Consider the following 25137-nt stretch of genomic DNA (forward strand, 5'->3'; position numbering starts at 1 on the left):
AACGAAAGCGCTAAGGAGACTGTAATGGCAGATAACAAAGCAACTTTAACCCCAAATGGTACGGTTGCTATTGAATTGGACGTGCTAACACCGACCCTTGGGTCTCAAGTCATCGATGTTCGTACTCTCGGCTCCAAAGGTTTTTATACCTACGACCCTGGTTTTACTTCCACAGCATCTTGCGAATCCAAGATCACCTACATTGATGGTAATGAAGGCGTATTGCTTCACCGTGGTTTCCCTATCGACCAGCTGGCGACAAAATCCACTTATCTGGAAGTTTGCTACATCCTGCTGTATGGCGAAACACCAACACAAGAACAGTTTGAGAAATTCAAAAAAACCGTTACCCGCCATACCATGATCCATGAACAAATCCATCGCCTGTTCAACGGCTTCCGCCGTGATTCTCATCCAATGGCAGTACTGTGTGGCGTCACGGGTGCTCTGGCGGCTTTCTATCACGATGCCCTTGATGTGAACAACCCGCGTCATCGTGACATTACCGCGTACCGCTTGCTGTCCAAAATGCCAACAGTGGCTGCAATGTGCTACAAATATTCTATTGGTCAACCGTTCGTTTATCCACGCAATGATCTCTCCTATGCCGGTAACTTCCTGCATATGATGTTCTCCACACCATGCGAAGAATATAAAGTGAACCCAGTGCTGGAACGCGCCATGGATCGCATTCTGATCCTGCATGCCGACCACGAACAGAATGCCTCTACCTCAACAGTACGTACTGCGGGTTCGTCCGGCGCTAACCCATTTGCCTGTATCGCCGCAGGTATCGCTTCCCTTTGGGGGCCTGCGCATGGCGGTGCAAACGAAGCTTGTCTGCGTATGCTGGAAGAAATTCAGTCGGTTGAACATATTCCTGAATTTATTGAACGCGCCAAAGACAAGAACGACGCTTTCCGTCTGATGGGATTTGGTCATCGTGTTTACAAAAACTATGATCCCCGCGCAACAGTCATGCGTGAAACCTGCCATGAAGTGCTGGATGAACTTGGCCTGAATGACAGCTTGCTGGAAGTTGCGATGGAGCTTGAACGTATTGCTCTGCACGACCCATATTTTATTGAGAAGAAACTGTATCCGAACGTGGATTTCTACTCAGGTATTATCTTGAAAGCCATGGGTATTCCATCCACCATGTTCACTGTTATTTTTGCCATTGCCCGTACCATCGGCTGGATAGCTCACTGGAACGAAATGCATGATGACGGTGTGAAAATCGCCCGTCCTCGTCAACTCTACACTGGCTACACTCAACGTGATTTCCAGAGCCAGTTGAAAAAATAATAACAAAATCCGATTACGATTAAGGGCAAAGCTCTAACTTGATAGTTAGAGCTTTGAACTAGACACTAACTAAGTACCGATGAGATCCAGATCGTAACCTGCTGAAATCCGCATTATCCGTAGTATCTTTATATTGCTTTGATATTTACCTGCGCCAGTTTTCAAACGTGATTTGATTGTTTAGTGGTGTGTTTAAATAGAAGATTTTTATTTAATCCCACTCACCTATATCTATTTAAATGATGTTTAGATAAATCGGTAAATTCATTTAATAGCACCTTATTACATCAATAATGGTTAAATAACGCTTCATAATTCCGCAACGCACACCCATCTTCAACCCATTGTTATATATGGAATTATGAGTGGTATAAGATGTAGCACTATTTTAGAATTTTATTTAAAATCTTACAAATTAATCAGAAAAAAGGGGCATGATGATTATAATGGATATTTAAGCGTTAACAGACCGCGAAAATAGCTTGGAAAAATAACGATATAAATTTATTTTAGCGTTAAATAACATTAAAGGTATAAAAAGAGGCATGATTTAAATAAAACCGTAAAAAAAACAATGCTATTTGACGGGTTAAATGTGACATAGCCACCCGCCAGCAAATTGGTCGTTTGGCGGCGTGTCAATCCCATATCCAGCGTCAGCTTCTGTGCACCATCACGGTATAACGCCCGGTTTATTGCCAACCGGTGAGTTTGGCTGTCGCCTTCGTAACGATAAGCTTGTAAATCGACCGAGATGTTTTGAAAAGAGTCGTTCCACGCATATTGATAACTGAACAACCAATAACCATAAGGCACCGTCACATTGGCAGAAAGATTGCGGTTTTGGTGGCTATTGCGAAAATCACTGATTGGTAAACGAATCGAAGTTCGTTTTAAGGTAACCGCAGATGCTTTCCTGGATGAATATCAATGGTTACCTGTTGAGAGGGTAGGCGGTTTAGGCGCTCCATGCCTGATCATGCCCGGAAAGGCCATTTTGAGTGAGAGGGGTGTTTCATCATCAAGGCTGATTGATTCAATTTTGCCTTCATTCACGGTAATCACCGTAAAAATTGATCTCGCCATCTTCCTTGTGTATTCTCGTCTTTCAAGAGCAGATACACGCTATCCCGCTCTCTAAATTATCAAACGTAGCCACCGCTTGCGTGTGTAGCCGGATCATTAGGATCAAAATTCACAATTCTATAAAGCGGATAGAACAACGTTAATTATGAAAATATGAAAAGTTTGTCAAAAGCTTTGAAGCCCACTCTGGTGGGCTTCGTTTATTTCCGTGTCAGAAAAATTTGCTTAAGCCGGATTGGGAATATCAATAAAAGTCACATCCAGCCCATAATTATTAGCCAACCACTCCCCCAGTGCCTTAACGCCATAACGCTCAGTGGCATGATGGCCTGCCGCATAAAAATGCAGCCCCATTTCGCGGGCGATATGCACAGTCTGCTCTGAAACTTCACCGGTAATAAAAGCATCAACACCAAATTCAGCCGCCGGTTGAATAAAGCTCTGCCCACCGCCGGTACACCAGGCAAGAGTGCGAATTTCTGCGGGTGCATTATCACCCACATGCAATGCCTTACGGCCCAGCGCCTGTTCAATGCGTGAAGCTAACTCAACCGGCGTTATTGGTTGATCAAACTCCCCATACGGCACGAATGGTTCAATCAGACCGACAACTTTCGCCCCCATCTTCTGGGCCAGTTGCGCGTTATTTCCCAACGATGGATGAGCATCCAGCGGTAAATGGTAGCCATATAAATTAATGTCATTGCAGAGCAACGTTTTCAGACGACGATGTTTCATGCCACGAATCACCGCGGGTTCATTTTTCCAAAAATAGCCATGATGAACGATAATCGCATCAGCCTGATGGCGAACCGCTTCATCCAATAACGCCTGACAAGCTGTAACACCGGTAACGATCCGCTGAATATGAGCACGCCCTTCAACTTGTAAACCGTTGGGCGCATAATCCTGAAACTCACCAACATTCAGCTCTTGGTTAATCACATTTTCCAGCTCAATATTATGCATCATATTCGTCCTGTATTTGGTTGTGTGGAAGTACCATACCCATCTGCACCAGCCATAGCAATTGAGCTTTGTGATTTTTCCGATTCCGGTATAAAGCAAAACGCCTTGCCAGAATAAACAGGCAAGGCGTTTAACTATTTAACTCTCTATCAACAGCGGAAAACCAGATTTTCCGCCAAACATCAGTTAGTTCTGACTTGAGCAACCAGCTCGGATTGCTCTAACCATACAGGCTTATCGCTGGTTTTTACCCATACACGGTACAAATAACTGTAAAAACGGGCACGATCACAACGAAACAACATAACTGGTAGCGCCAACACACCTACAGTTACAGCACCAATACGACGTAAAAGAATCTGGTGCCGAGGATATTTACGATATGCAGACATATTAGACCCTCCTAAAAAAGATCCTGCCGGACAGCAGAATCCCCAAAATAATCCATCTGTAAATTGTTTAAAATTTTACCGCACAAAATGAAAATTTACTACTTATCCGACCACTTTTAAGCAGTTATCATCACTCTATTTTCCATATCATGTAATTTTATTACATTAAATATGATAAAAATGTAACATTACAAGCAAATAATAAACATCTAATTAACAACCATTAAAAAAATGCCTGCGGATAACGATACAGGCATTTAAAATACCCGTTTTACGCACTCCAACACCCTCGGTACTTGTCAATCAGGAATCATTCCCCTTCTTTGAACATTGCAACGCTGGAGACCAGAAACGTGTATCATGCGAAAAACTTAAGTGTGCACGAGCCACAATTTGATAAACTTCAGTGGATTTTCCCTGGGCTCTCGCGATCTGTATTAACGTGGCACTGACGTTGGCATCATTATGCACTTGCAAATAGGCATTTCCCCAATTCTGATAATTCACTAAGTCTTGCGAATTATGGGTGCGGTTATAATCAAGTAACAATTTGGTATGGCGATCATAATCCAGCCGTGTTTCCTGTGTCAGCATCAGAATGCCCGGCAGGTGCGCCAAGGTAGCCTCAGCTACCGGGTCAATCAGACCTCGGCGCTCCAGACGGGTCAAAACATCCTGTGTCACCAAACCACCACCCAGTATCCCCAACATCAGTACACCAGCGAGCATTATTACTGGCATGCTGAGCGCTAAGAACCCGCCACTCCCTTGCTGAAAACCCAGTTGCCTGGCTATCAATTGATTCTCCGGCCAAGCTAGCCTCCAGAGAATCAGGAGCACCATTAAATGTGGTGCAGATTGGTAGAGCGGATACTCGGTCATCAAGTGCAAGGCGATAGGCAAAGGCAACCAATTCCGCAACAGCAAGGGATATAGGGACAATTCAGATAAACTGCCAGCACGATATAGCCGGGGCCATAACCACACTATTACGACAATGACCAATCCCAGTACGGCAGTCACGCCACCTTCACACCAGACATAGAAAACCTCATTATGCGGATGGGTAAAAGTAAGCCAGGCCGTGTTATGCAGCCCCGATACTGCCAGCGCCTGCGGCCAAGTGTTCTCGAAGCTCCCCAGGCCATGCCCTAACCAAGGGTGCTCTGCAATTAATTGCAATGTTCCAACAAGCAGATGCAACCGCTCCTGATTGGAAGAAGCGTGCCAAAAATCCAGCTCACCGACTGCTGTCGGCCACCAAAGAGTATGTGGCAAAATCAACCCCAAAGTGATACCAAGCAGCGATAGCGACAGCAACCACAGACAACGTATACGCACTCCCCAGCGCCAACCCAACCATAGCGTGATAACTTCCATCACCACCGCCCCAATCAGTCCAATCCGGCTCTGAGACCAAAGCAACACTGCCCATAACGGCACAAGTGCTAATGCGGGGAACATAAATGTTACCGAGAGTACACGATGGCGTTGAATCTTCTGAGGAGAAAATCCCTCTGTTACGGACTTAATCGACACATCATCAGCGCTTAACATTAAGTAACCCGCTATCCCAATACCGGTGGCGATAAAACTACCCAGTAGATTAGGTTGTTGGAAAATACCATAAGGCCGAAAACCGGTACGCGACGGAACATACTCTATCCACTGAAATGCCCACACCGGTGCAAACAACTGGAGAACACCAATCAGTGCTTGCAGCACCATACATAACAATAGCCAGTTCAACCAGCATTGAGTCTGGTTTGCTGTCAAACGCCCCTGTAATAGAGCCAGCAATACCAGTCCACTACCCCATAACCCAGCTAACCGAGGTAAAGCCGAAGACTGCCATAGCGTATTACGGGTCCACAGCCAAGGTAGACTGAGCAATACTAAAGCGCAAAGTACCCAACTCACACGAAGTGACACCCGAAGGGTGCCTCTACGCCAAACCTGCAACGCCCCCCATAACACAACCAACGTCATTATGCCCCAAGTCAACAGATTGACAGGTAGTCTTAGTCCCCCACCTCCCATATTAGGCAAGTAGATTAAGGTTACGCCACAGAGTAAAACCGGCATCCACAACGGCAACACGGATGGAAAAAGAGCCGATTTTGGACAAAAGGCACCCGTTGGCACCCTTCCAGATGTTTGTATTCTATTAGATCTCATAGCCTTCTCTTGCGGAGACAACACGACTCTGCTGCAATGACCATTACCGGGAAAGTGAATTTAATGGTGAGCCATAATGGTTTATTTTTACTGGGGTTTAATCCCCTTCAAGTGATAGACTAAGACAGTAAACGGGGCTACCCCTTTCGGCATCGGCAAGTTGCCATATACGGCCTTAGCTAAAGCATAGGCATCAACTTCTGCCCCTTCACCCAACAATGGAAGCGCTTCACGCACTACGGCTGGCATGTCATCGTCAGCGGTCAGTGTCAGTGTCGGAATAGCGCTTAAAGTGGCACCATCAACAATCTGCTCAGACAAAGCTAGCGAAACCGGTGCATCCTGATCCTTAATCGGGTGACCTTTCTTTACCACAAAGTACACCAATCCATTGACTTTCTTTGCTGGCTTGCGTCCGGCAGTTTTCTTCGCAATCAGGGCTTCGCCCACCTTAACCTTGACATTTACCTGTTTTTGTAATTGCTCCGCAAAGGTCAGGTAATACTTATCCATGTCACTGCGTTTAAGCTGCATGTGATTGCGTAATCCATCAGTTAATCCGGCAATCACTCGAGCAGGATCCAAAGACAATCCGCTTTCTGCATAACTGGCCAGCGTCTTTTTTAGCCCTGAAGCCATCGCTTGACCCACTACATAGTCACGCTTACGGTTATCGCTATCGAGCGGTACACTCACGGACTTATTGGCTTTTACCGCTCGATCATTAGCCTGCACTAGTTGATAACGAGTAGAAACCAACGCCGTCTCTAACTGCACTCGAATAATGTCAGCTTCTCTGAACTGGTTACGCACTGCTTCTAACTGCGTTTGTGCTTCTTTGAACTGACGTTGCGTCGCCGTCAGCAGAGTCTGATTGTCACTTAACTGTTTTTGTAATGTATCCTTCTGCCTCTGCACTTCTACCCTGACTAATTGGTGATCAGATAGCTGCTTACGGCTCTTCTCCAGTTCAGTCTGGGAAGACTTCAACTCTGCGATACTATCGGTAAGTTGTCTTTTAAGTGAGGTAACCTGTTGAGTTTGACGCAAAGCATCCTCAGTCGCACGGTTAGCCTCAGTCTGAGATTGAGCGGCTAACTTTGCTGTCAACATCGTAAGCTTAAGGTTCAGCTTTTCCATCTGAACCTTAAGTTTACGGTTCTCCGCACGCAATGCTTTACGGGCTGCTACTTCGCTATCACCGGACGAGGCCCCCATACCAACAAGAATTGATGTTCCAACTGCATGCTTTGATGCACTTCTGTCTGAAGATGCCTCACCAGATTTGGACTGTTGCGCTATTAGCGTACTCAGACCATAATCAGAATCACTGGCGCTTTCCATCAAGCTATCCACTGAGAACGCGCCGCCAGGAGGGGTATAGTTTCCATTTTCTGCCGCACTCACAATATCAACTGTTCCCAAAAGACCAATTAGCAACCAAGCACAGCGATGAAGATGCATTCGTACACAACTCATTGTGCATCTACCTGATTAATTAATGCCAATGATAAGTCGTTCTTTATACGATAACACAAACTGGTAAGGGCATATTGATACTTAGGACGGACCAAGTCATTGATATCCTCACTGATCCCGTTAGCCACCGCCAAATATTGACTACCAGTACGGGCAATGCGATCAAATTCGGTCTTGTAGCGTGTGTATTTAGCGCCATTGAACTGTTTCAATGCCTCCAACTCGCGAGTACATTGTGCCAATTTACCGGAATTGCTGTCAGCAGAGGGCGGCACATTTCTGGCAAAACGACAATCACCGCCTCCAGATACAGGGGATAATGAAGAATGATCCAATGTCTTAGATGTTGGCGATACTTTTATTTTACTTGATGTCGGAACTCTCTTCGGTGTGAGCTCTTGAGCACATCCTGTTAAAAGAAATACGGCTGCTAGTAGTAGGTAGAAATAACAACCATAAGATACAATACAGTACCCTATCATTTTCCGAACCTGCAACATCACACATATACGTTTAAGAACAAACACGTTATTCACCTTATATTCTCCCGTACCATTAGCATCAAAACTAATTAAAACCTATAATCACAATAACATCTCCCGAATAAGCACCTGCATCAACTTTACCCAATGATTGAAGTGTGGATGAAAAAGAAAATAAATAGGGATTATTTCCACTTACCGTTATCGGAACACCATTCCAAGCATTTGAGCCATTGATATCCACATCGGAGTAAAGCGTTTTTTCAGGATCTAAATAAATAAACTTTTCACCAGTCGAGGATTTCGCATACAAAGTCAGGTCAGCAGATAACGTGCACTGCACATTTCCTGTTATTGTTTTCTTATTCCCGTTGAGATTTTCTTGCCCCAAATCACCATGATCAATAACAGATGGCAAATAAAGACTGCAAGATTGCTTGACTGACGGCACCTTGCCACAAACACTACCAGGCCACTGAATCGCATCTGAATCACTTGGATTGGGTCGGTGTTGAATATAAAACAATCCTATACAATCTGCCTCAGAGGATCGCAAAAGGAACTTTGCTCGATATGGCAACGGAAATGCTTTTTTGTACTCCTTAGCTACCTCCTTCCTAGTCTTAATTTTAGAGATTTCAAGACAATGCCTACTCAGTATACAGCTACCATACATCCCCGGGTATACAGGAGCATCGCGATATTTCACATCTGGACCAACAAAACAAGGCACAGACTCGTAACATGGGTTTCGGTCTGTATCATTTTCCGTCCAGTCAACTATTTGTAGAATTACATGCGTGTCTCGACCAGTTTGGTTCATGTCAATAGGTGTAACAAAGGCTCCTGCATTTACCTCTATAAATGGAACACAAGCCAATGTCATGAAAAAAACAAGATAGAAAAAGCCCCTCATATTCCCTCCATTTCACTCATATTCCAACATAAACGTCGAAATAGCCGAGAACTTACCAAATACTATTGAGTAATTTCTGATAGCAGAAGGTTCCCCTTGCACATAGGCTTTAAAATCCAGCGTGACATTGCCATTATTTAAACTATATTTTTTAATAGTCTTGTTTATCGAAATAGGTTCTCCAGCCAGAGACTCTATTCCAACCGCTGCCCCTGATGCTTGACTTCCCGGTTGAAAAGCCAAAAGCCCAGGAAGCTCATTATTTTCCTTACCTAGAAATTTTATATTCACCTCCTGAGCCTTTGTCACATCACAGTTTATGAGGTGAATTGAAAACGCTTTACTATGACTACGTTGATTTTGATAAAGGTGCTTTCCGAATACCGTACCGAAGTCCACGGTGATTGCATCATCTCCAGGCTGGATATCACAAGCTTCTCTAAGCACATTAACTTTTATACGAACAATGGATTCAAATTTATCCTTCGCATCACACTCTGAGCTTATCGAAAGCAAGAACAACAACGCTCTAAGAACATGTAATCGGTTACGCCGACACAAGGACGGTATCAGTCCATCTCGATCTGGCTTTAGGATGGTGTTCATACATGCCTCCTTTACTGAGTTATCCCAATTTCAGCAAACATCTCAACCGGCTTTACTACTTTTCACGGTACAAGTGCCACCACTACAACCAAACACTAATTTTGGCCGACCACCGAAATCATTGATGAAAATCAGTACAGGACTGTTACCCATTGCTGACGCACTGCCACCCAACACAGCACTGCCTTTTGGTGGGATCATCATCGGATTAAAACCGGATACCGCTGCCCCGTTTAGGCTGGATGACGCTGATGCAATAGTCACGTAGTACGGTGTCGGATTGTTGACCACATAGTGATCCCCTTGTCGAATCATCGTCAACTTCGCCTGATAGGGATTTTCGTGGTCTGTTCGACCAACAGCAATAGCCTTTGGCCGATAAAACAGTTTGATACGTGTTTGCAACGCAATCTGCAATGTATTGGGTTTGTTGGCCTTCGGCGGAATTTCCCGGAGATTGAAATAGAACAGCGTCTCTTTATCCTGAGACAACATGTTGATACCCTGAGTAGCCTGCAACTTCACTTGACTCTTGGTTCCCGGCTCTACTCTCTGAAGTGGCGGTAGCGCAGTCAGCGGACTGTTAATCTTGTTGCCATGCTCGTCCTCAATCCAAGCCTGCGCAAGGTAGGGCAACTCTTTATTCTGGTTACTGATACTAAGACTTATTGATCTATCTTCCCCATTAAACACCGCGCGGGTGCGATCGAGGGCAATAGCTGCATTAGCCTGCTGAACAGCCAGAATACCTGCCAACATGACAGCAGAAGCGGCCGCGTTTTTTTTCATTACCATACTCATGCGGTTGTACTTATCTTTAGGCAACATTTCCATTAATCCCCTACCTTTTATTAATCTTCTGGAAAGCGCCACCATCCCTGGAGTTTAGTGCGAATGGCTCTTTAATTACGCTAACACCATTCCCTTTAACACGTCGACAAGGTAACAACAGGTTATTCATCAAGTTGTCCAGAAGCGATTTCGGCAATGTAATGAGACACTGTATGCGACCATTCCAATGCACACTCATGTTCTCACCTGGATTAATACCGGTTAACCACACACTTCCTTCATCATTCACGATGCCCGTTTGCGCTTCACGTTCGTTCGTCACGATAGCGCCGAATGGCGGAACCGTACCGTCTGTCAACTTAATAATGGCCATTGCTTTTTCGCCGGCGATCACCCCAAACTTGCGATAACCAATAGCGCCTTCCGTTAACGTGCCTTGTACCACCGAGCGAGTTGCATCCACGTTATCCGCCAGTTGGTTCACATCCACATTAACGCTGCTGCGGTAGTAACTGTTGATATCACTCACCACAGCTTTACCAAAGACGTTGGTATGGGTCACACTGCCATAACCGCGTATTGGTACACCACTAATCCCATCAGCATCGAGCATCATGCGCGTTCCGCCTATCGTGTTGATACGGTGTAGCGCTGCCCCATTCACCGTCGCCGTCATCCCCCCCTGAAGTGACAACCCCACAGCGCTATATTCACTTCCACGGAAACTGGCATTCGCTGTCAACTTAGTCATATCTCCCTCATGGGTGAAGTAACCACTGCCGATACCACGCCCTCCCTGACCGTTCCCTACATTAATCCGATATGCGTTGTTGTCATCGATACGGTCATAGTAACCCACAGTATTACTGCTATTGCGGCTAAACTGACCGTCATAGGTTATTGTGCCGTTTTCACCCCACGGTACAGTCATACTCAGGTACAAACCATCATCATTAGTGTCGTCGTATTGAGTCCGATATGCCGTTAAGCTCAGACTGACGTTTTTAAAGCGTCCGATGTCGAAATAACGCGACAGTGACAGGTTATAAGTATCGCTGTTCGGACGGTCCCAGTAGGTCTGGTGGCCGTAGTTCAGATAAACACTAAGCCCTATTTTCTTAAACTGCTTGTTAAACGTGATGGTATAAAATTCTTTACCTTTTCCATTATTGACACCGTAATAACGCGCCTCCAAATACTGCGACATGCTCATGAAGTTACGTTCTGAGAAACGATAACCCGCAAATGTTATCTGGCTATCGTATTCATCAAAGCGTTTAGAATAGCTAACGCGATACGAACCTCCGTGTTTGGTGTCATCATGCAGAAACTGAGCTCGAGACTGCGTCACATCAAATGACAACGCACCAAATGCCAGCAAGTCACGACCAATACCGATAGCCAGAGCGTTATAGCCCTTAGCCAGCAAAGCTCCTCCGTACAGCGACCAACCGTTGTTCACCCCCCAAGAGAATTCTCCAGTGGCAAAAACCGGCCCCTTACTACGATGCTTAAAATCTGATGGCTTACCGGTGGTAATCTTGTAACGAACCATACCTGGACGTGTCAGATACGGCACATTAGCGGTATTCACCTGGAAGGTCTGTACGCTGCCATCCTGCTCCTGTACCTTTACATCCAGCTTGCCATTCACTGCAGTATTCAGATCCTGAATACTGAAAGGACCTGCTGCCACCTGAGTTTCATAAATCACACGCCCCTGCTGACTGATGGTCACCTTGGCATTAGTCTTCGCCACCCCAGTCACTTCCGGAGCATAACCACGCAGGTTTGGCGGCAGCATGTTGTCGTCCGATATCAGACTGGCCCCGATGTAACGGAAACTGTCAAACATCCCGGAGTTGAGGTAGTCTTCCCCCAACGTCAGCTTGGCACGCAAAGCGGCTATCACACGGTAGACGTAATAGCGGCCCCACTCCCAGCTTTGCTGGGCACTCCCTAACTGCCCCGTAGTATGGCTGTACTGCGCCTGCCAATTGGCCCGCAGACGCCAAGGTCCCAAGTTGGCCCCAACCGTTCCGTTACCACTCAAAGATTGCACTTGGCTGCCTGCACCTGACTGATTCGTCACCTGTGCATTGACGCTGTAGTCAAACAACATACCGGAGATCCCATTATCCCAACGTGACGGCGGATCCCAGTTCTCCACGGTATATTCTAAATAAGCCTGTGGCATGCTGATGTATAGTGCCCCTGCTCCCAAGTCACCTCGAACTTCCATGCCTTTCAGAGAAGCTATTTCCAGGCATTGGCCGTTATGCCACCAAGTAAGTTGACGGATTGCATCCGCTTTAAGCCCCAGTTGATCAACTATTCTTAGTGTCAGACACGCCTCACTGCCTTTCGAATCATGATCAGGAGCAATAAACTGCACTGTTTGCTCGGGCAATTCGTTTTTATTCAAGCGTAATACCATCTGGTAGCTACCTTGCATAATGTAGCCAGTCTGGGAAAACTGACTTAAATCAATACGCGCTCGATCCTTGACATCAAGAACATCCGTGTTGAATTCCACCCTATCAGCAGCCTTTACCACCTGCACGCCACAAAGAGCCAACAAGATACACAGCGCCACCAAGCGATCCCCTGCTCCACAAAGTAACAATGGTATGACGGGACCTTTCATCAGAAATAATCCAGTTTGAAACGTATCATGGTACGGAAAACCCTGGCGCGTAACACTTGGTGATCGACTACCAGACGTAAAGTATAATCCAGCCGCATTGGTCCTATTTGCAGATCCTCTACAGGCATTGGTTTGCCCGGCACGACTAACGCTCCTGTACTGTCCGATATTTGTAATCCCATACCACTCGCCACACCATTCACGCTAAACAAGCCGTCACGAGCAGCCGCACCATCAAAAGTCACTCGAAAGTGTGACCTGCTCAGGCGATTCAGTAATACGGGAGTCAACAGACAATTAATCAACTGTATACTTAAAAGCCGTACCGGCCCATGACCACTGCGGATAATTTGTCCGACCAAGATAGATGATATGTCGATGGTCTGATCTTGATTGCCCAAAGCAATTGTACACGGCGTATCAATGATGGAGCCTTGCATGTTGACGCGGCCATGCTCTTGGTTGATAGCCATTGCCATAAATGACAATGTCAAACCAGTTAGCACCGACAACGTCAGCAGGGAAGGCAACATCTTAGAACCAATTGGATGGCTAAGAAGAGTCATCTCTCTCTCCAGAATTCAGTTTACCAGCAAATTCATCTCCCTAATCTGTAGGGACCCCCTCTTTCCCGCTGTTTCCTCTATTAGCCAGAAGGCCAGGCAACAGAGGGAAAGAGAAACAGATAGACCTTCCAACGTACAGAAAGGCTTCCTTCACCCCCCCTTATTGATAAGCCAGAGTGAAGTTAGCCACAGCGGAGAAATTACCAGGAACGATAGTCGCAGAAGCTCCGTCACCCTGTAGGAAAGCAGCGAAGTGCATGGTAGAGTCGGAACCATCGGTGATGATCGTGGGTGAACTCTGTTCCCCTAGTTTGATAAGTTTAGCGTTATCGTTGGTGATACCAATAGCCGCACCAGAGGCCGAACCAACAATTGCCAGCAGGTCCTTATTCACAGAAGATGGTGTCCCAGAGAAAGTGGCTGTTACAGTCTTCTTTTCCAAACCGTTAGCATCACAGTCCAGTAAACGGATATTAAAAGGAACTGGGGTGGACTTACCACCTCCTGCCAACACTTTGTTGGAAACCTGCCCCAGCTTTACAGTCTGATGGTCATCATCTGGGTGGATGGAACAAGGCGCGTCGATAATAGAACCTTCGAATTTCACTGTGCCCTTCCCCTGATTATTGGCAGCATTCGCCGCCCCCGCCGTCAGAACCATCCCCGCACTTAGTACTAGTACAAGTTTTTTCATGTTCATAGCAATTTCCTACTTTCTTTAACGATTAACCATAACGAGATGTGCATACATACACATTGATCGCTATTTCAAATGAGTGAACTCCGGCTCTAGACAACAAAAGACTCCACTGAAATCTCTCTAAAAAATACCGAACACTTCACCTTGAACACAGCGAATTAGCTTTAATGCAAAAAACATCACCTAAAAACCAAACAAAATGCATCAAAGTGTTCATCATTCTATTCATTGCTCACATTTAGTCAAGTTGATTTAATATCACTCCGTAAGATTATAATAATGCTATTATTTTATTTGAGTGATAATTACTTCATGACGTATTTTGGGTGATTTGTCCCTCAGTGTTCGCATCTCGCTTTAAAATATCAATAACCTCATAAGTATTGTCTTTTAGAATTAAAATTATTTTTTTAGATGATATGTGAAATAAAAAAACAAAATAATTAATTTTTTAGTTATTAATTCTGATGTGAACACTTTGATGCATTTTGTTTGATTTTAGGGAAAAATTGGGTAAAAAAATCTCATAAAAACAAAAAGAACTAAAAAAACAATCATCATCTTTTCTCCACTAAAACACCTCTTTTAAGTTAACCCCACAGAACCAGTCAGTTCTGCTTTTACCTCTGCAAACAACCCGGTAAACACCCGATGGTGGGGAATATGCAGAGCTTCCCTTTAATCTATCCAAATTCTCAAGAGAGATAAGCAGTGAGCACATTTCTGATTTCCAGTGCGTTATTAGTCGCCCTGTTACTGGTTTATCTAAATTACCAATATAAAAATTTTCATTGACAATGATTATATGGGTACGGAAAAATGATGTAAGCTGTTGTACCAAGTTATTTTTCCAGAATGTCTATGGATTGACTATAACAGGAGGAGAGATGAGAATATTAACGCTCATATTATTAATGCTAGTAATAAACGTTTCAGGTTGTGCCCCCAAGAAACATTCTTTTTCTATTGACTATAAAACCAATAGCGAAACTTTTCATTTGACTCCATCATGTATAGAAGAAATTACCCCGAAAAAAGGGAGTGACTATTATTCCATATTCATTAAAGTAAGAAATGGCAATCATTGCAGCAAACCCTTTAATCTTTTTATTAAGAAAAACGTAGGGGAAAAAATATCTGTTTTCTTTAATAATAAACCAATATTGAAAAACACCAATATAATTACGCCAATACATGTCGAAAATGGCTTCTATCAGGCAATAGACTCAAATATAACATTTGAAGAAATAGTTAACTCTTTAAATTGATGAAAATCTATATCTTTATTATAAAAAACCATATCGATAAAAAATATCAACAGTTATCAAAAATGAGGTTTTTATGTCAAATAACATCTTACAAGCACTCACTTTACTGAAATCGAAAAAATGGGTCGATTTAACGCATAGCTTCGATAAAGATTCTCCCCATTTTTTTATGTTTGAACCAGCCGAATTTAAGCCACTGTTTGACTATAAGGATGGTTTTTTTGTTCAACAATTTTCTTTTCCCGGCCAATATGGGACTCACATTGATGCTCCCTGCCATTTTGTTCCTAATGCCCGTTGTCTTGATGAGCTGGAATTAAAAGAATTGGTTTTGCCTTTAATCGTACTTAATCAGTCAGAAAGAGCAAAACAGGATCCTAATTTTTCACTTTCTAAAGAAGACATTCTTAAATTTGAAGAAGAATATGGCATTATTGAGGCAGGTACTTTCGTTGCACTCAGAACTGATTGGAGTAAACGCTGGGCATCTCAGGAAGCCATGGATAATAAAGATGATCGTGGTAATAACCAAATACCTGGGTGGGGAATGGATGCCCTCAAATTCTTATTTGAAGAGCGTCACGTTAAAGCCATTGGGCATGAAACATTTGATACCGACGCCGCCAAAGATTTTAGAAAGAATAATGCATTGTTGGGCGAAGATTATGTATTAAAGCAAGATACTTATCAGATAGAACTTTTGGCTAATTTGGACCAAGTACCTGTACGGGGTGCAGTTATTTTCAACATTGTAGCCAAACCTAAAAAAGCCTCTGGTTTTCCCGTTCGTTCGTTTGCCATACTTCCTTGACTGTTCCCCGGCGCCGTATCTCCTGAAAAAGGGAAATACGGTAGTCATTTTTACACTTTTTTTACACATCCATTCACTCTTTTATCAGCTTCTTTGCATTGCCTTCCCTAACCTTTATCTATCCAAATTCTCAGGAGAGATAAGCAGTGAGCATATTTCTGATTTCCGGCGCGTTATTAGTCGCCCTGTTACTGGTCTATCTGATTTACGCGTTACTCCATGCGGAGGATTTTTAAATGGCATCATCCGCTTTTTTACTGATCGCAAGTTTCTTACTGATTTTGCTGCTGCTGGCAAAACCGCTTGGAAATATGATCGCCAATATGATCAACGGTGATATTCCGCTCTGGCTGACTAAAACAGAATCTGGCCTTTGGCGTTGCTGTGGTTTACACAAGCCTGGCGGCACAGTGAAAGAAATGAGCTGGCAACAATACGCATTAGCGATCATTATTTTTAATCTGACTGGATTATTACTGTTATTTACCCTGCTGGTCGCTCAACGAGTCCTTCCGCTAAATCCTGAACATTTTCCCGGGCTAAAATGGGACCTGGCGCTGAATACAGCGGTCAGCTTTATCACCAATACTGACTGGCAAGCCTACAGCGGGGAAAACACGTTAAGCTATTTTAGTCAGATGACGGGTTTAACCGTGCAAAACTTTCTTTCCGCCGCGACCGGTATCGCTGTAGCATTTGCGCTGATACGCGCATTTTCCCGTCATAGTGTAAAAACCGTGGGGAACGCCTGGGTTGATATCACCCGTATTACACTTTATCTGCTGCTACCGCTGTCTATAATTATCGCGCTGGTTTTTGTCAGTCAGGGAGTAATACAAAATTTCGAACCCTATCAATTAGCTCATACCATTGAAGACCAACAGCATGTGATCCCGATGGGGCCTGTCGCCTCACAGGAAGCCATTAAATTATTGGGAACCAATGGCGGTGGATTCTTTGGCGCCAGTTCAGCTCATCCGTTTGAAAACCCAACCGCTATCAGCAATTTTATTCAAATATTATCTATCCTGCTGATCCCCTGTGCGCTCTGTTTTGCCTTTGGTCAGGTCATTGGCGATAACCGTCAGGGACACGCTTTATTATGGGCGATGTGTATCATCTTTGTCGCTGCCACCGTGGGAGTAATGTATGCCGAACTCAAAGGCAATCCCCATTTCAGTCTGCTAGGTGCTGCCAGTAATATCAATCTGGAAGGCAAAGAGAATCGTTTCGGTATCCTTGCAACCTCAATTTATGCGGTAGTGACAACCGCGGCCTCCTGCGGGGCGGTCAATGCCATGCATGATTCCTTCACCGCACTTGGCGGCATGATCCCAATGTGGTTGATACAAATTGGCGAAGTCGTATTCGGCGGCGTGGGTTCCGGCTTATACGGTATGTTGCTGTTCGTTCTGCTGACAGTGTTTATTGGTGGTTTAATGATAGGCCGGGCACCTGAATATCTCGGCAAAAAAATCGAAGTATTCGAGATGAAAATGGTCGCACTGGCGATTCTGGTCACCCCGACACTGGTACTTTTAGGTACGGCACTTGTCATATCCACAACCCGTGGGCGTGCCGGTATTCTGAACCCCGGTGCTCATGGTTTCAGTGAAGTGCTCTATGCCCTCTCCTCTGCCGCCAACAATAATGGCAGTGCTTTCGCCGGCCTCAACACAAACAACGTGTTCTACAACTTACTGCTGACAGTCACCCTATTTTTGGGCCGTTTTGGCGTGATCCTGCCGGTACTTGCCATTGCCGGCTCTCTGGTAGTGAAAAAACGCCAGCCTGTCAGCAACGGCACACTCCCCACCAATGGCCCGCTGTTTATCGGCTTATTAATCCTGACCATTATGTTAATTGGTGCATTGACGTTTATTCCGGCACTGATCCTTGGCCCGGTAATTGAACATTTACAAATCTGGCTGATGTCCCGGTAAGTGCCAACATGAGGAATAGAGAGAGGAACACCATGACAAACAAACAACAGACATTATTCGAACCCTCTTTGATTCGTAATGCTCTTATTGATTCAGTAAAAAAATGCCATCCGGCCGCACAATGGCGTAATCCGGTGATGTTTGTGGTCTATCTGGGCAGTGGGTTAACCACAATTCTATGGATTACCATGTTGACCGGTCAGTTTAAGGGAAACACACTGTTTACCGGCAACATCGCCTTATGGCTATGGTTTACCCTGCTGTTCGCTAACTTTGCCGAAGCACTGGCAGAAGGCAGAAGCAAAGCGCAAGCCGCCAGCCTTAAAGGAGTAAGAAAAACCAGTTGGGCAACCAAACTTGCCTCAGCCAGCCATGACGCAACGCGGGAAAAGGTCCCGTCTGATAGCCTGCGCAAAGGCGATATCGTCATTATCGAAGCAAATGAAACCATTCCTTGTGATGGTGAAGTTATCGAAGGCGGCGCTTCCGTTGATGAAAGTGCCATCACCGGAGAATCTGCCCCAGTTATCCGCGAATCCGGCGGTGATTTTTCCTCTGTTACCGGCGGTACACGCGTGCTGTCTGATTGGCTGATAGTCGAATGTTCGGTTAATCCCGGTGAAACGTTTCTCGATCGCATGATTTCAATGGTAGAAAGCGCTAAACGGCGCAAAACCCCAAACGAGGTCGCTCTGACAATTCTGCTGACAGCTCTGACGATTATCTTCCTCCTGGTGTGTGTCACCCTATTGCCATTCTCAATATTCAGTGTGGAAACCAACCAATCTGGTCAACCCATCACCATCACGATATTGATAGCCTTGTTGGTTTGTCTTATTCCAACCACCATTGGCGGTTTACTTTCTGCGATCGGTGTCGCAGGCATGAGCCGAATGCTGGCTGCGAATGTTATTGCCACCAGCGGCCGGGCCGTTGAAGCGGCAGGGGATGTGGATGTGCTGCTGCTGGATAAAACCGGCACTATCACTCTGGGAAATCGCCAGGCATCTCAGTTCCTGCCGGTTCCCGGCGTGACAGAACAACAGCTGGCAGATGCCGCCCAGCTCTCTTCTCTGGCCGATGAAACACCGGAAGGCCGCAGCATTGTCATTCTGGCAAAACAGCGCTTCAACCTGCGCGAACGTGATCTGCGCTCACTGAATGCCAGTTTTGTGCCTTTCTCTGCCATGACCAGAATGAGCGGCGTGAATGTGGAAAATCGTATGATCCGTAAAGGTGCCGTAGATGCCATCCGTCGTCATATTGAAGTTAATCACGGCAAGTTCCCTGAAACAGTCGAGATCCTGGTACAGACCGTCGCACGTAAAGGGGGAACACCGCTGGTTGTCGCAGAAAATCAGCGGGTACTGGGTGTTGTCGCGCTGAAAGATATCGTAAAAGGCGGCATCAAAGAGCGATTCAATGAAATGCGCCGAATGGGCATCAAAACCGTGATGATTACCGGCGATAACCGCCTGACTGCCGCTGCGATCGCGGCTGAAGCCGGCGTCGATGATTTTCTGGCGGAAGCCACACCCGAAGCCAAACTGGCGCTTATCCGCCAGTATCAATCCGAAGGCCGTCTGGTTGCCATGACCGGCGACGGTACTAATGATGCGCCCGCGCTTGCTCAGGCTGATGTTGCCGTTGCCATGAATTCAGGCACTCAGGCCGCCAAGGAAGCCGGCAATATGGTGGATCTGGACTCCAACCCAACCAAACTGATTGAAGTCGTTCGTATTGGTAAACAGATGTTGATGACACGAGGTTCTCTGACCACGTTCAGTATCGCCAATGATATCGCAAAATATTTCGCCATTATCCCGGCGGCATTTGCTGTCACCTATCCACAGTTAAATGTCTTGAATATCATGCATCTGCATTCGCCAACTTCGGCGGTTTTATCGACAGTTATCTTCAATGCACTGATTATTGTCTTCCTGATCCCATTAGCTCTAAAAGGCGTGAGCTACCGACCCATGAACGCATTGTCACTTTTGCGCCGCAATCTGTGGATTTATGGTCTGGGTGGTCTGATAGCGCCTTTCATCGGCATCAAACTGATAGATATGTTGCTGACTCTGCTGATCTTTAAATAAAGGTGACGAAAATGATTTGGTTACGTTCTTCTGTTGTATTGTTGCTATTCCTGACTCTGATTACTGGTGTGGCTTACCCGTTGCTGGCAACCGGTTTGTCAGAACTGATGTTTCCTTACCAGTCCCAAGGTTCTATGGTGGAACAAGACGGTCAGATAGTGGGTTCTGAACTGATTGGTCAACCCTTCACTAAGGATATTTATTTTCAGGGGCGCCCTTCCGCGACAATGGACTACCCTTATAACACGATGTTATCCGGTGGCAGTGATTTGGCGGTTTCTAACCCGGTATTGGATGATGAAATCAAGCACAGAGTTGAACAGCTGCGCCAATTTAACCGCCAGCCAAACACGCCTGTGCCGGTTGATCTGGTCACCGCATCCGCTAGCGGCCTCGATCCTCACATTTCACCCGCAGCGGCTGACTTTCAGGCACAGAGAGTGGCTGACGCACGCCGTTTACCCGTTAAAGCGGTAAAACAATTAATCTGGAATAATACTGAAACCCCGCCATCGGAATTTCTCGGTGAACCGGTGATTAATGTGTTAAAACTCAATCTTGCCCTTGATAATTTGCAAAAGAAAAAACAGTAAGGCTGGAAGATGGATCAACACGAACCCCAACGTCCTGACCCTGATGAATTACTGACACTGGTTAATGAGAAACAGCGCGGTAAATTAAAAATATTTTTCGGTGCCTGTGCCGGCGTGGGAAAAACCTATGCCATGTTGCAGGAAGCACAAAGATTGCGTGCTCAAGGGCTGGATGTGATTATCGGTGTGGTAGAAACCCATGAGCGGCAGGGAACGGCCGCTTTAGTTGATGGTCTGCCACAACTGCCACTTAAACCGATCCACTACCGCAAGCGCAGAATCACCGTTTTTGATCTTGATGCCGCCATTGCCCGCCACCCGGCGATGATTCTGATGGATGAACTGGCATTCAGTAATCCTCACGGCAGCCGTCATCCCAAGCGCTGGCAGGATGTTGAAGAATTACTGCAAGCGGGAATCGATGTGCTGACGACCATTAACGTTCAGCATCTGGAAAGCCTTAATGATGTGGTGGGTGACATTACCGGCATCCAGGTCAGGGAGACCATTCCTGACCATATCTTTGATCAGGCAACTGAAATTGTCCTGGTTGATCTGCCACCTGATGATCTGCGCCAACGGCTCAATGAAGGTAAAGTCTATATTCCCAGCCAGGCAGAACGTGCTATTGAACATTTTTTCCGCAAAGGCAATCTGATTGCTCTGCGGGAACTGGCTTTGCGCCGTACCGCTGATCGCGTTGATGATCAAATGCGTGCTTTCCGCGACGCACAAGGGCATGAACCGGTCTGGCACACCCGTGATAATCTTCTGCTGTGCATCGGCAACAGCTCAGGCAATGAAAAACTGGTCCGTACCGCCGCCCGGCTGGCTGCCCGGTTAGGCTGTATCTGGCATGCAATCTATGTTGAAACCCCAAAACTGCACCAATTGCCGGAAGGTAAACGGCGCACAATTTTAACCGCACTCAGATTAGCCCATGAATTGGGGGCGGAAACCGCAACCCTCGCCGATCCAAACAAAGAAAAAGCGGTATTACGTTATGCCAGAGAGCATAACCTCGGCAAAATTTTGATAGGCCGCCGCTGTGAATCCAAACATAAGCTGCTTAACTGGAAATGCCGTTCTGGTTTTGCGGATCGGTTAGGAAAACTGGGGCCGGATTTGGATTTAGTGATTGTCGCGCTGGAAGACCGCAGCCAATGGGATAAAGAACAGGACAGCCGTTCTGTCAGTGAAAAATGGCGGATACAGATTCAGGGTTGCCTGATAGCGATCGCCCTCTGCACACTGATTACCCTGTTCTCCCGGACATTCTTGCTGACTCTCGATAAAGCCAACCTTGTTACGCTTTATCTGCTCGGCGTCGTCATCATTGCACTGTTTTATGGACGCCGACCATCAATATTCGCCGCTTTTATTAACGTCATCAGTTTCGATATCTTCTTTGTACAGCCTCACTGGTCGCTTGCCGTCACGGATATGCAGTACCTGCTGACTTTCACGGTCATGCTGATCGTGGGGGTCGTGGTCGGAAATCTGACAGCCGGCATGAGATATCAAGCACGAATTGCCCGTTACCGCGAACAGCGCACCCGCCATCTCTATGAAATGACCCGTGAACTCAGCCGGGCACTGAATGAAGAAGATATTGCCCGTACCAGCTACCATTTCCTTGCCAATGGTTTTCAGGCTAAAACTGGCCTGTTTTTACCGAACAATAATGGCGATTTACATCAACTCACCACCAACAATGGCGGTCATATGCTGATTGACGATGCCATTGCCAAATGGAGTTTTGATAAAAATCTGCCGGCGGGCGCAGGAACCGATACCCTACCGAGCGTACCTTACCAGTTACTGCCTATCGCAACACCGTCACAAACGTTCGCGGTGCTGGCGATTGAACCATCCTATTTGCGTCAACTGCTCATCCCGGAGCAACAGCGATTATTGCAAACATTTACCGGCCTGATTGCCAATGCGTTGGAAAGATTGCACCTCTCCCGCCGGGCAGAATCGGCGAAACTGGATGCAGAGCGGGAACAGTTACGTAACTCACTTCTGGCGGCACTCTCTCACGATTTACGCACCCCTCTGACAGTCCTTTTCGGGCAAGCAGAAATCCTGATGCTGGATTTATCTGCCGAAGGTTCCCCACATACCAAGCAGGTGAATCAAATCCGCCAGCAAATTCTCAGCACTTCCCGTCTGGTCAATAACTTGCTGGATATGGCGCGTATTCAATCGGGGGGCATTCAACTCAATCTGGAATGGCAATCATTGGAAGAGATCGTCGGCAGTACCTTGCGTTCACTGGAATATGCGCTTAATCGCCATCCGGTCACCGTTGCCCTGCCATCTGATTTACTCTTGCATTGTGATGCCAGCCTGCTGGAACGGGTATTTATCAATTTATTGGAAAACGCGATCAAATACACCGATGAACAAACCCCACTGGGCATTAAGGCGACAACAGAAAAAAATCAGGTTCATATTGAAGTCTGGGATACAGGTAAAGGTATTCCACCGGAGCAGGAACAGTTAATTTTCGATAAATTTTCCCGCGCCCGCAAAGAATCTGCCATTCCCGGAGTAGGCCTTGGGCTGGCAATCTGTCGCGCAATTATTGAAATTCACAATGGAAAGATTTGGGCTGCCAATAACGAAAAAGGTGGAGCGAGTTTTCACTTTGTTCTACCGTTAGAGAAACCGCCTGAAATTAAAGAAATGACTGAGGAGATGTCACCATTACCAACAATAACACCATCTTAATCATCGAAGATGAAAAAGAGATCCGTCGCTTTGTCCGGCTGGCGCTGGAAGGGGAAGGCTGTCGCGTATTTGAAAGTGAGACGCTGAAACGAGGCTTGATTGAAGCAGGAACCCGTAAACCTGACTTGATTATTCTTGATTTGGGGCTGCCCGATGGTGACGGCATTAATTTGATCCGTGATCTGCGCCAATGGAGCACCATTCCCGTTATTGTTCTCTCTGCCCGTGATGCAGAAGCTGATAAAGTTGCCGCACTGGATGCCGGCGCTGATGATTATCTGAGTAAACCATTTGGCATCAGTGAATTGTTAGCAAGAGTACGGGTTGCCTTGCGCCACTTTGCCAGAACCCATCAGGAAGAATCTATCGTCTATTTTTCTGATGTGGTTGTCGATCTGGTTAACCGCCGGATAACCAAAAGTAATGAAGAGTTGCATCTGACGCCGATTGAGTTTCGTTTGCTGGGTGAATTATTGGCAAATAGCGGTAAAGTGCTGACACAACGCCAGTTACTCAATCAGGTCTGGGGGCCTAATTATGTTGAACATAACCATTACTTACGGATTTATATGGGGCATCTGCGACAAAAATTGGAAACTGACCCTACCAGACCAAAACATTTACTCACTGAAACCGGCATTGGTTATCGGTTTATGCTTTAATACCTGAAACACGAATCGAATCGCTTCATGTCTCAGGCAATTAACTGCTCTTGGCAAAGTTTAGGACAGATTATTCACCTGATAGACATGTTCAGATAAATAATGAGCGACAGACTCTTCACAACAAGAACCAATAACATCCGCATGAGGCAGCGCTTGTTTAACCCTATCCTGTGCCGTTCCCATGATGACCCCTTTAGCGGCGGTTGAAAGCATTTCCACATCATTCATACCATCGCCAAATGCAATAGTTTGATTGATTGGAACCCCAAGAAACCCAGCTAACTGAATTAACGCCTGTCCCTTAGAAACCCCACAGTCCATCACTTCCAGACACCAAGGAAACGAGAAAGCGACACTGACACTATCAGAAAACAGCTCAATTAAATGGCGTTCCAATTTAACCAACACGTCGTGATCTCTGCGCTTATGAATGAAAAAGACTTTTTCAACAGCATCACAAGGCATTTCATCAGCCGGTCTGATCGTTGGATTAAAATTATCATTCTGATTAAAATCACTGAAACTATGGTGTAATTCACTGGTTAACCATTGGGAACCACAATACATATTAATCACTAAATCGTGATCTGCCTGCGTTTCCTCAATTAATCTTTTTACTACATCACCCGGCAGATATTGTCTGATATCCAACTTTTTACAGGCACTTGTCAATCTGGCACCATTAGACGTAATCAGATGTACAGGTATATCAAAATCACCAATAATGGCGTTAACATCAGCATGATGTCTACCAGTGGCAAATACGATCTGTTTTCCCGTATTTGACAAATCAGTCAACACTTGGCGGGTAAATTTACCTACCGTATCCCCTTGAAGTAACAGAGTTCCATCAAGATCTGTAGCAATAAGATTATACATGAACTTCCCCGGTACATTAAAA

At 45.7% G+C, this 25137-nt stretch carries 23 protein-coding genes; 10 read left to right on the top strand and 13 right to left on the bottom strand.

Annotated features, from left to right (window positions below):
* The first annotated feature begins 24 nt into the window (after positions 1-24).
* On the top strand, positions 25-1308 hold the full coding sequence (locus tag C5470_RS02740) for a citrate synthase (protein ID WP_166285734.1): 1284 nt from the start codon (positions 25-27) through the stop codon (positions 1306-1308).
* A gap of 525 nt (positions 1309-1833) precedes the next feature.
* Here the strand turns inward: C5470_RS02740 and C5470_RS23535 are convergent.
* Positions 1834-2124 carry a ShlB/FhaC/HecB family hemolysin secretion/activation protein gene (locus tag C5470_RS23535; RefSeq protein ID WP_422631041.1) on the bottom strand — a complete coding sequence of 97 codons (291 nt, stop codon included), beginning with the start codon at positions 2122-2124 and terminating at the stop codon, positions 1834-1836.
* 7 nt (positions 2125-2131) lie between these two features.
* Between C5470_RS23535 and C5470_RS23540 the strand changes: the two genes are divergently transcribed.
* A complete protein-coding gene (locus tag C5470_RS23540) occupies positions 2132-2449 on the top strand; it encodes a hypothetical protein (RefSeq protein WP_422631042.1) in 318 nt (105 codons plus the stop codon).
* Positions 2450-2619: 170 nt separating this feature from the next.
* On the opposite strand, the gene C5470_RS02750 is transcribed toward C5470_RS23540, so the two are convergent.
* The 11 genes from C5470_RS02750 to C5470_RS02800 form a co-directional block, all read right to left on the bottom strand.
* Complete coding sequence (locus tag C5470_RS02750) at positions 2620-3363, bottom strand: type 2 GTP cyclohydrolase I (RefSeq protein ID WP_036850633.1); 744 nt, start codon at positions 3361-3363, stop codon at positions 2620-2622.
* 182 nt (positions 3364-3545) lie between these two features.
* Positions 3546-3755: a YbfA family protein gene (locus C5470_RS02755; RefSeq protein WP_036850631.1), complete on the bottom strand. Its 210-nt coding sequence runs from the start codon at positions 3753-3755 to the stop codon at positions 3546-3548.
* A gap of 303 nt (positions 3756-4058) precedes the next feature.
* Complete coding sequence (locus C5470_RS02760) at positions 4059-5933, bottom strand: O-antigen ligase family protein (protein WP_166285736.1); 1875 nt, start codon at positions 5931-5933, stop codon at positions 4059-4061.
* 87 nt (positions 5934-6020) lie between these two features.
* Positions 6021-7412, bottom strand: coding sequence for an FKBP-type peptidyl-prolyl cis-trans isomerase N-terminal domain-containing protein (locus C5470_RS02765; RefSeq protein WP_166285738.1), 1392 nt, complete (start codon positions 7410-7412; stop codon positions 6021-6023).
* Entirely contained in the window at positions 7409-7948 is a 540-nt protein-coding gene (locus C5470_RS02770; protein ID WP_166285740.1) for a hypothetical protein, read from the bottom strand. The genes C5470_RS02765 and C5470_RS02770 overlap by 4 nt, the downstream gene beginning before the upstream one ends.
* 31 nt (positions 7949-7979) lie before the next feature.
* Positions 7980-8810: an MrpH family fimbial adhesin gene (locus tag C5470_RS02775; protein WP_166285742.1), complete on the bottom strand. Its 831-nt coding sequence runs from the start codon at positions 8808-8810 to the stop codon at positions 7980-7982.
* A gap of 12 nt (positions 8811-8822) precedes the next feature.
* Positions 8823-9416: a fimbrial protein gene (locus C5470_RS02780; RefSeq protein WP_166285744.1), complete on the bottom strand. Its 594-nt coding sequence runs from the start codon at positions 9414-9416 to the stop codon at positions 8823-8825.
* A 42-nt stretch (positions 9417-9458) separates the two neighbouring features.
* Positions 9459-10205: a fimbria/pilus periplasmic chaperone gene (locus C5470_RS02785; RefSeq protein WP_422631043.1), complete on the bottom strand. Its 747-nt coding sequence runs from the start codon at positions 10203-10205 to the stop codon at positions 9459-9461.
* 52 nt (positions 10206-10257) lie between these two features.
* Positions 10258-12855, bottom strand: a complete 2598-nt coding sequence (locus C5470_RS02790; protein WP_242687792.1) for an outer membrane usher protein — start codon at positions 12853-12855, stop codon at positions 10258-10260.
* Positions 12855-13421, bottom strand: coding sequence for a fimbrial protein (locus C5470_RS02795; RefSeq protein WP_166285746.1), 567 nt, complete (start codon positions 13419-13421; stop codon positions 12855-12857). Before C5470_RS02795 ends, C5470_RS02790 begins: the two co-directional genes overlap by 1 nt.
* A 160-nt stretch (positions 13422-13581) precedes the next feature.
* Complete coding sequence (locus C5470_RS02800; protein WP_242687793.1) at positions 13582-14121, bottom strand: fimbrial protein; 540 nt, start codon at positions 14119-14121, stop codon at positions 13582-13584.
* Positions 14122-15008: 887 nt separating this feature from the next.
* Between C5470_RS02800 and C5470_RS02805 the strand changes: the two genes are divergently transcribed.
* From C5470_RS02805 to kdpE, 8 genes are all read left to right on the top strand, one after another.
* Positions 15009-15389, top strand: a complete 381-nt coding sequence (locus C5470_RS02805) for a hypothetical protein (protein WP_166285748.1) — start codon at positions 15009-15011, stop codon at positions 15387-15389.
* A gap of 73 nt (positions 15390-15462) precedes the next feature.
* Positions 15463-16200, top strand: coding sequence for a cyclase family protein (locus C5470_RS02810; RefSeq protein ID WP_166285750.1), 738 nt, complete (start codon positions 15463-15465; stop codon positions 16198-16200).
* A 146-nt stretch (positions 16201-16346) separates the two neighbouring features.
* On the top strand, positions 16347-16436 hold the full coding sequence (gene kdpF, locus C5470_RS23225) for a K(+)-transporting ATPase subunit F (RefSeq protein WP_036850612.1): 90 nt from the start codon (positions 16347-16349) through the stop codon (positions 16434-16436).
* The gene (gene kdpA / locus C5470_RS02820) at positions 16437-18143 is read left to right on the top strand and encodes a potassium-transporting ATPase subunit KdpA (protein WP_166285752.1); all 1707 of its coding nucleotides are present in this window, start codon (positions 16437-16439) and stop codon (positions 18141-18143) included.
* Positions 18144-18175: 32 nt separating this feature from the next.
* Entirely contained in the window at positions 18176-20242 is a 2067-nt protein-coding gene (gene kdpB / locus C5470_RS02825; RefSeq protein ID WP_166285754.1) for a potassium-transporting ATPase subunit KdpB, read from the top strand.
* A gap of 11 nt (positions 20243-20253) precedes the next feature.
* A complete protein-coding gene (kdpC, locus tag C5470_RS02830) occupies positions 20254-20835 on the top strand; it encodes a potassium-transporting ATPase subunit KdpC (RefSeq protein ID WP_166285756.1) in 582 nt (193 codons plus the stop codon).
* Between the two features lie 9 nt (positions 20836-20844).
* Positions 20845-23571, top strand: coding sequence for a two-component system sensor histidine kinase KdpD (kdpD, locus tag C5470_RS02835; protein ID WP_166285758.1), 2727 nt, complete (start codon positions 20845-20847; stop codon positions 23569-23571).
* Positions 23547-24233, top strand: coding sequence for a two-component system response regulator KdpE (gene kdpE / locus C5470_RS02840; RefSeq protein ID WP_036850598.1), 687 nt, complete (start codon positions 23547-23549; stop codon positions 24231-24233). The genes kdpD and kdpE overlap by 25 nt, the downstream gene beginning before the upstream one ends.
* A 60-nt stretch (positions 24234-24293) precedes the next feature.
* On the opposite strand, the gene C5470_RS02845 is transcribed toward kdpE, so the two are convergent.
* Positions 24294-25115, bottom strand: coding sequence for a Cof-type HAD-IIB family hydrolase (locus C5470_RS02845; protein WP_166285760.1), 822 nt, complete (start codon positions 25113-25115; stop codon positions 24294-24296).
* Positions 25116-25137 lie beyond the last annotated feature (22 nt).

This window comes from Photorhabdus stackebrandtii (genome assembly GCF_011189495.1).
Lineage (GTDB): Bacteria > Pseudomonadota > Gammaproteobacteria > Enterobacterales > Enterobacteriaceae > Photorhabdus > Photorhabdus khanii.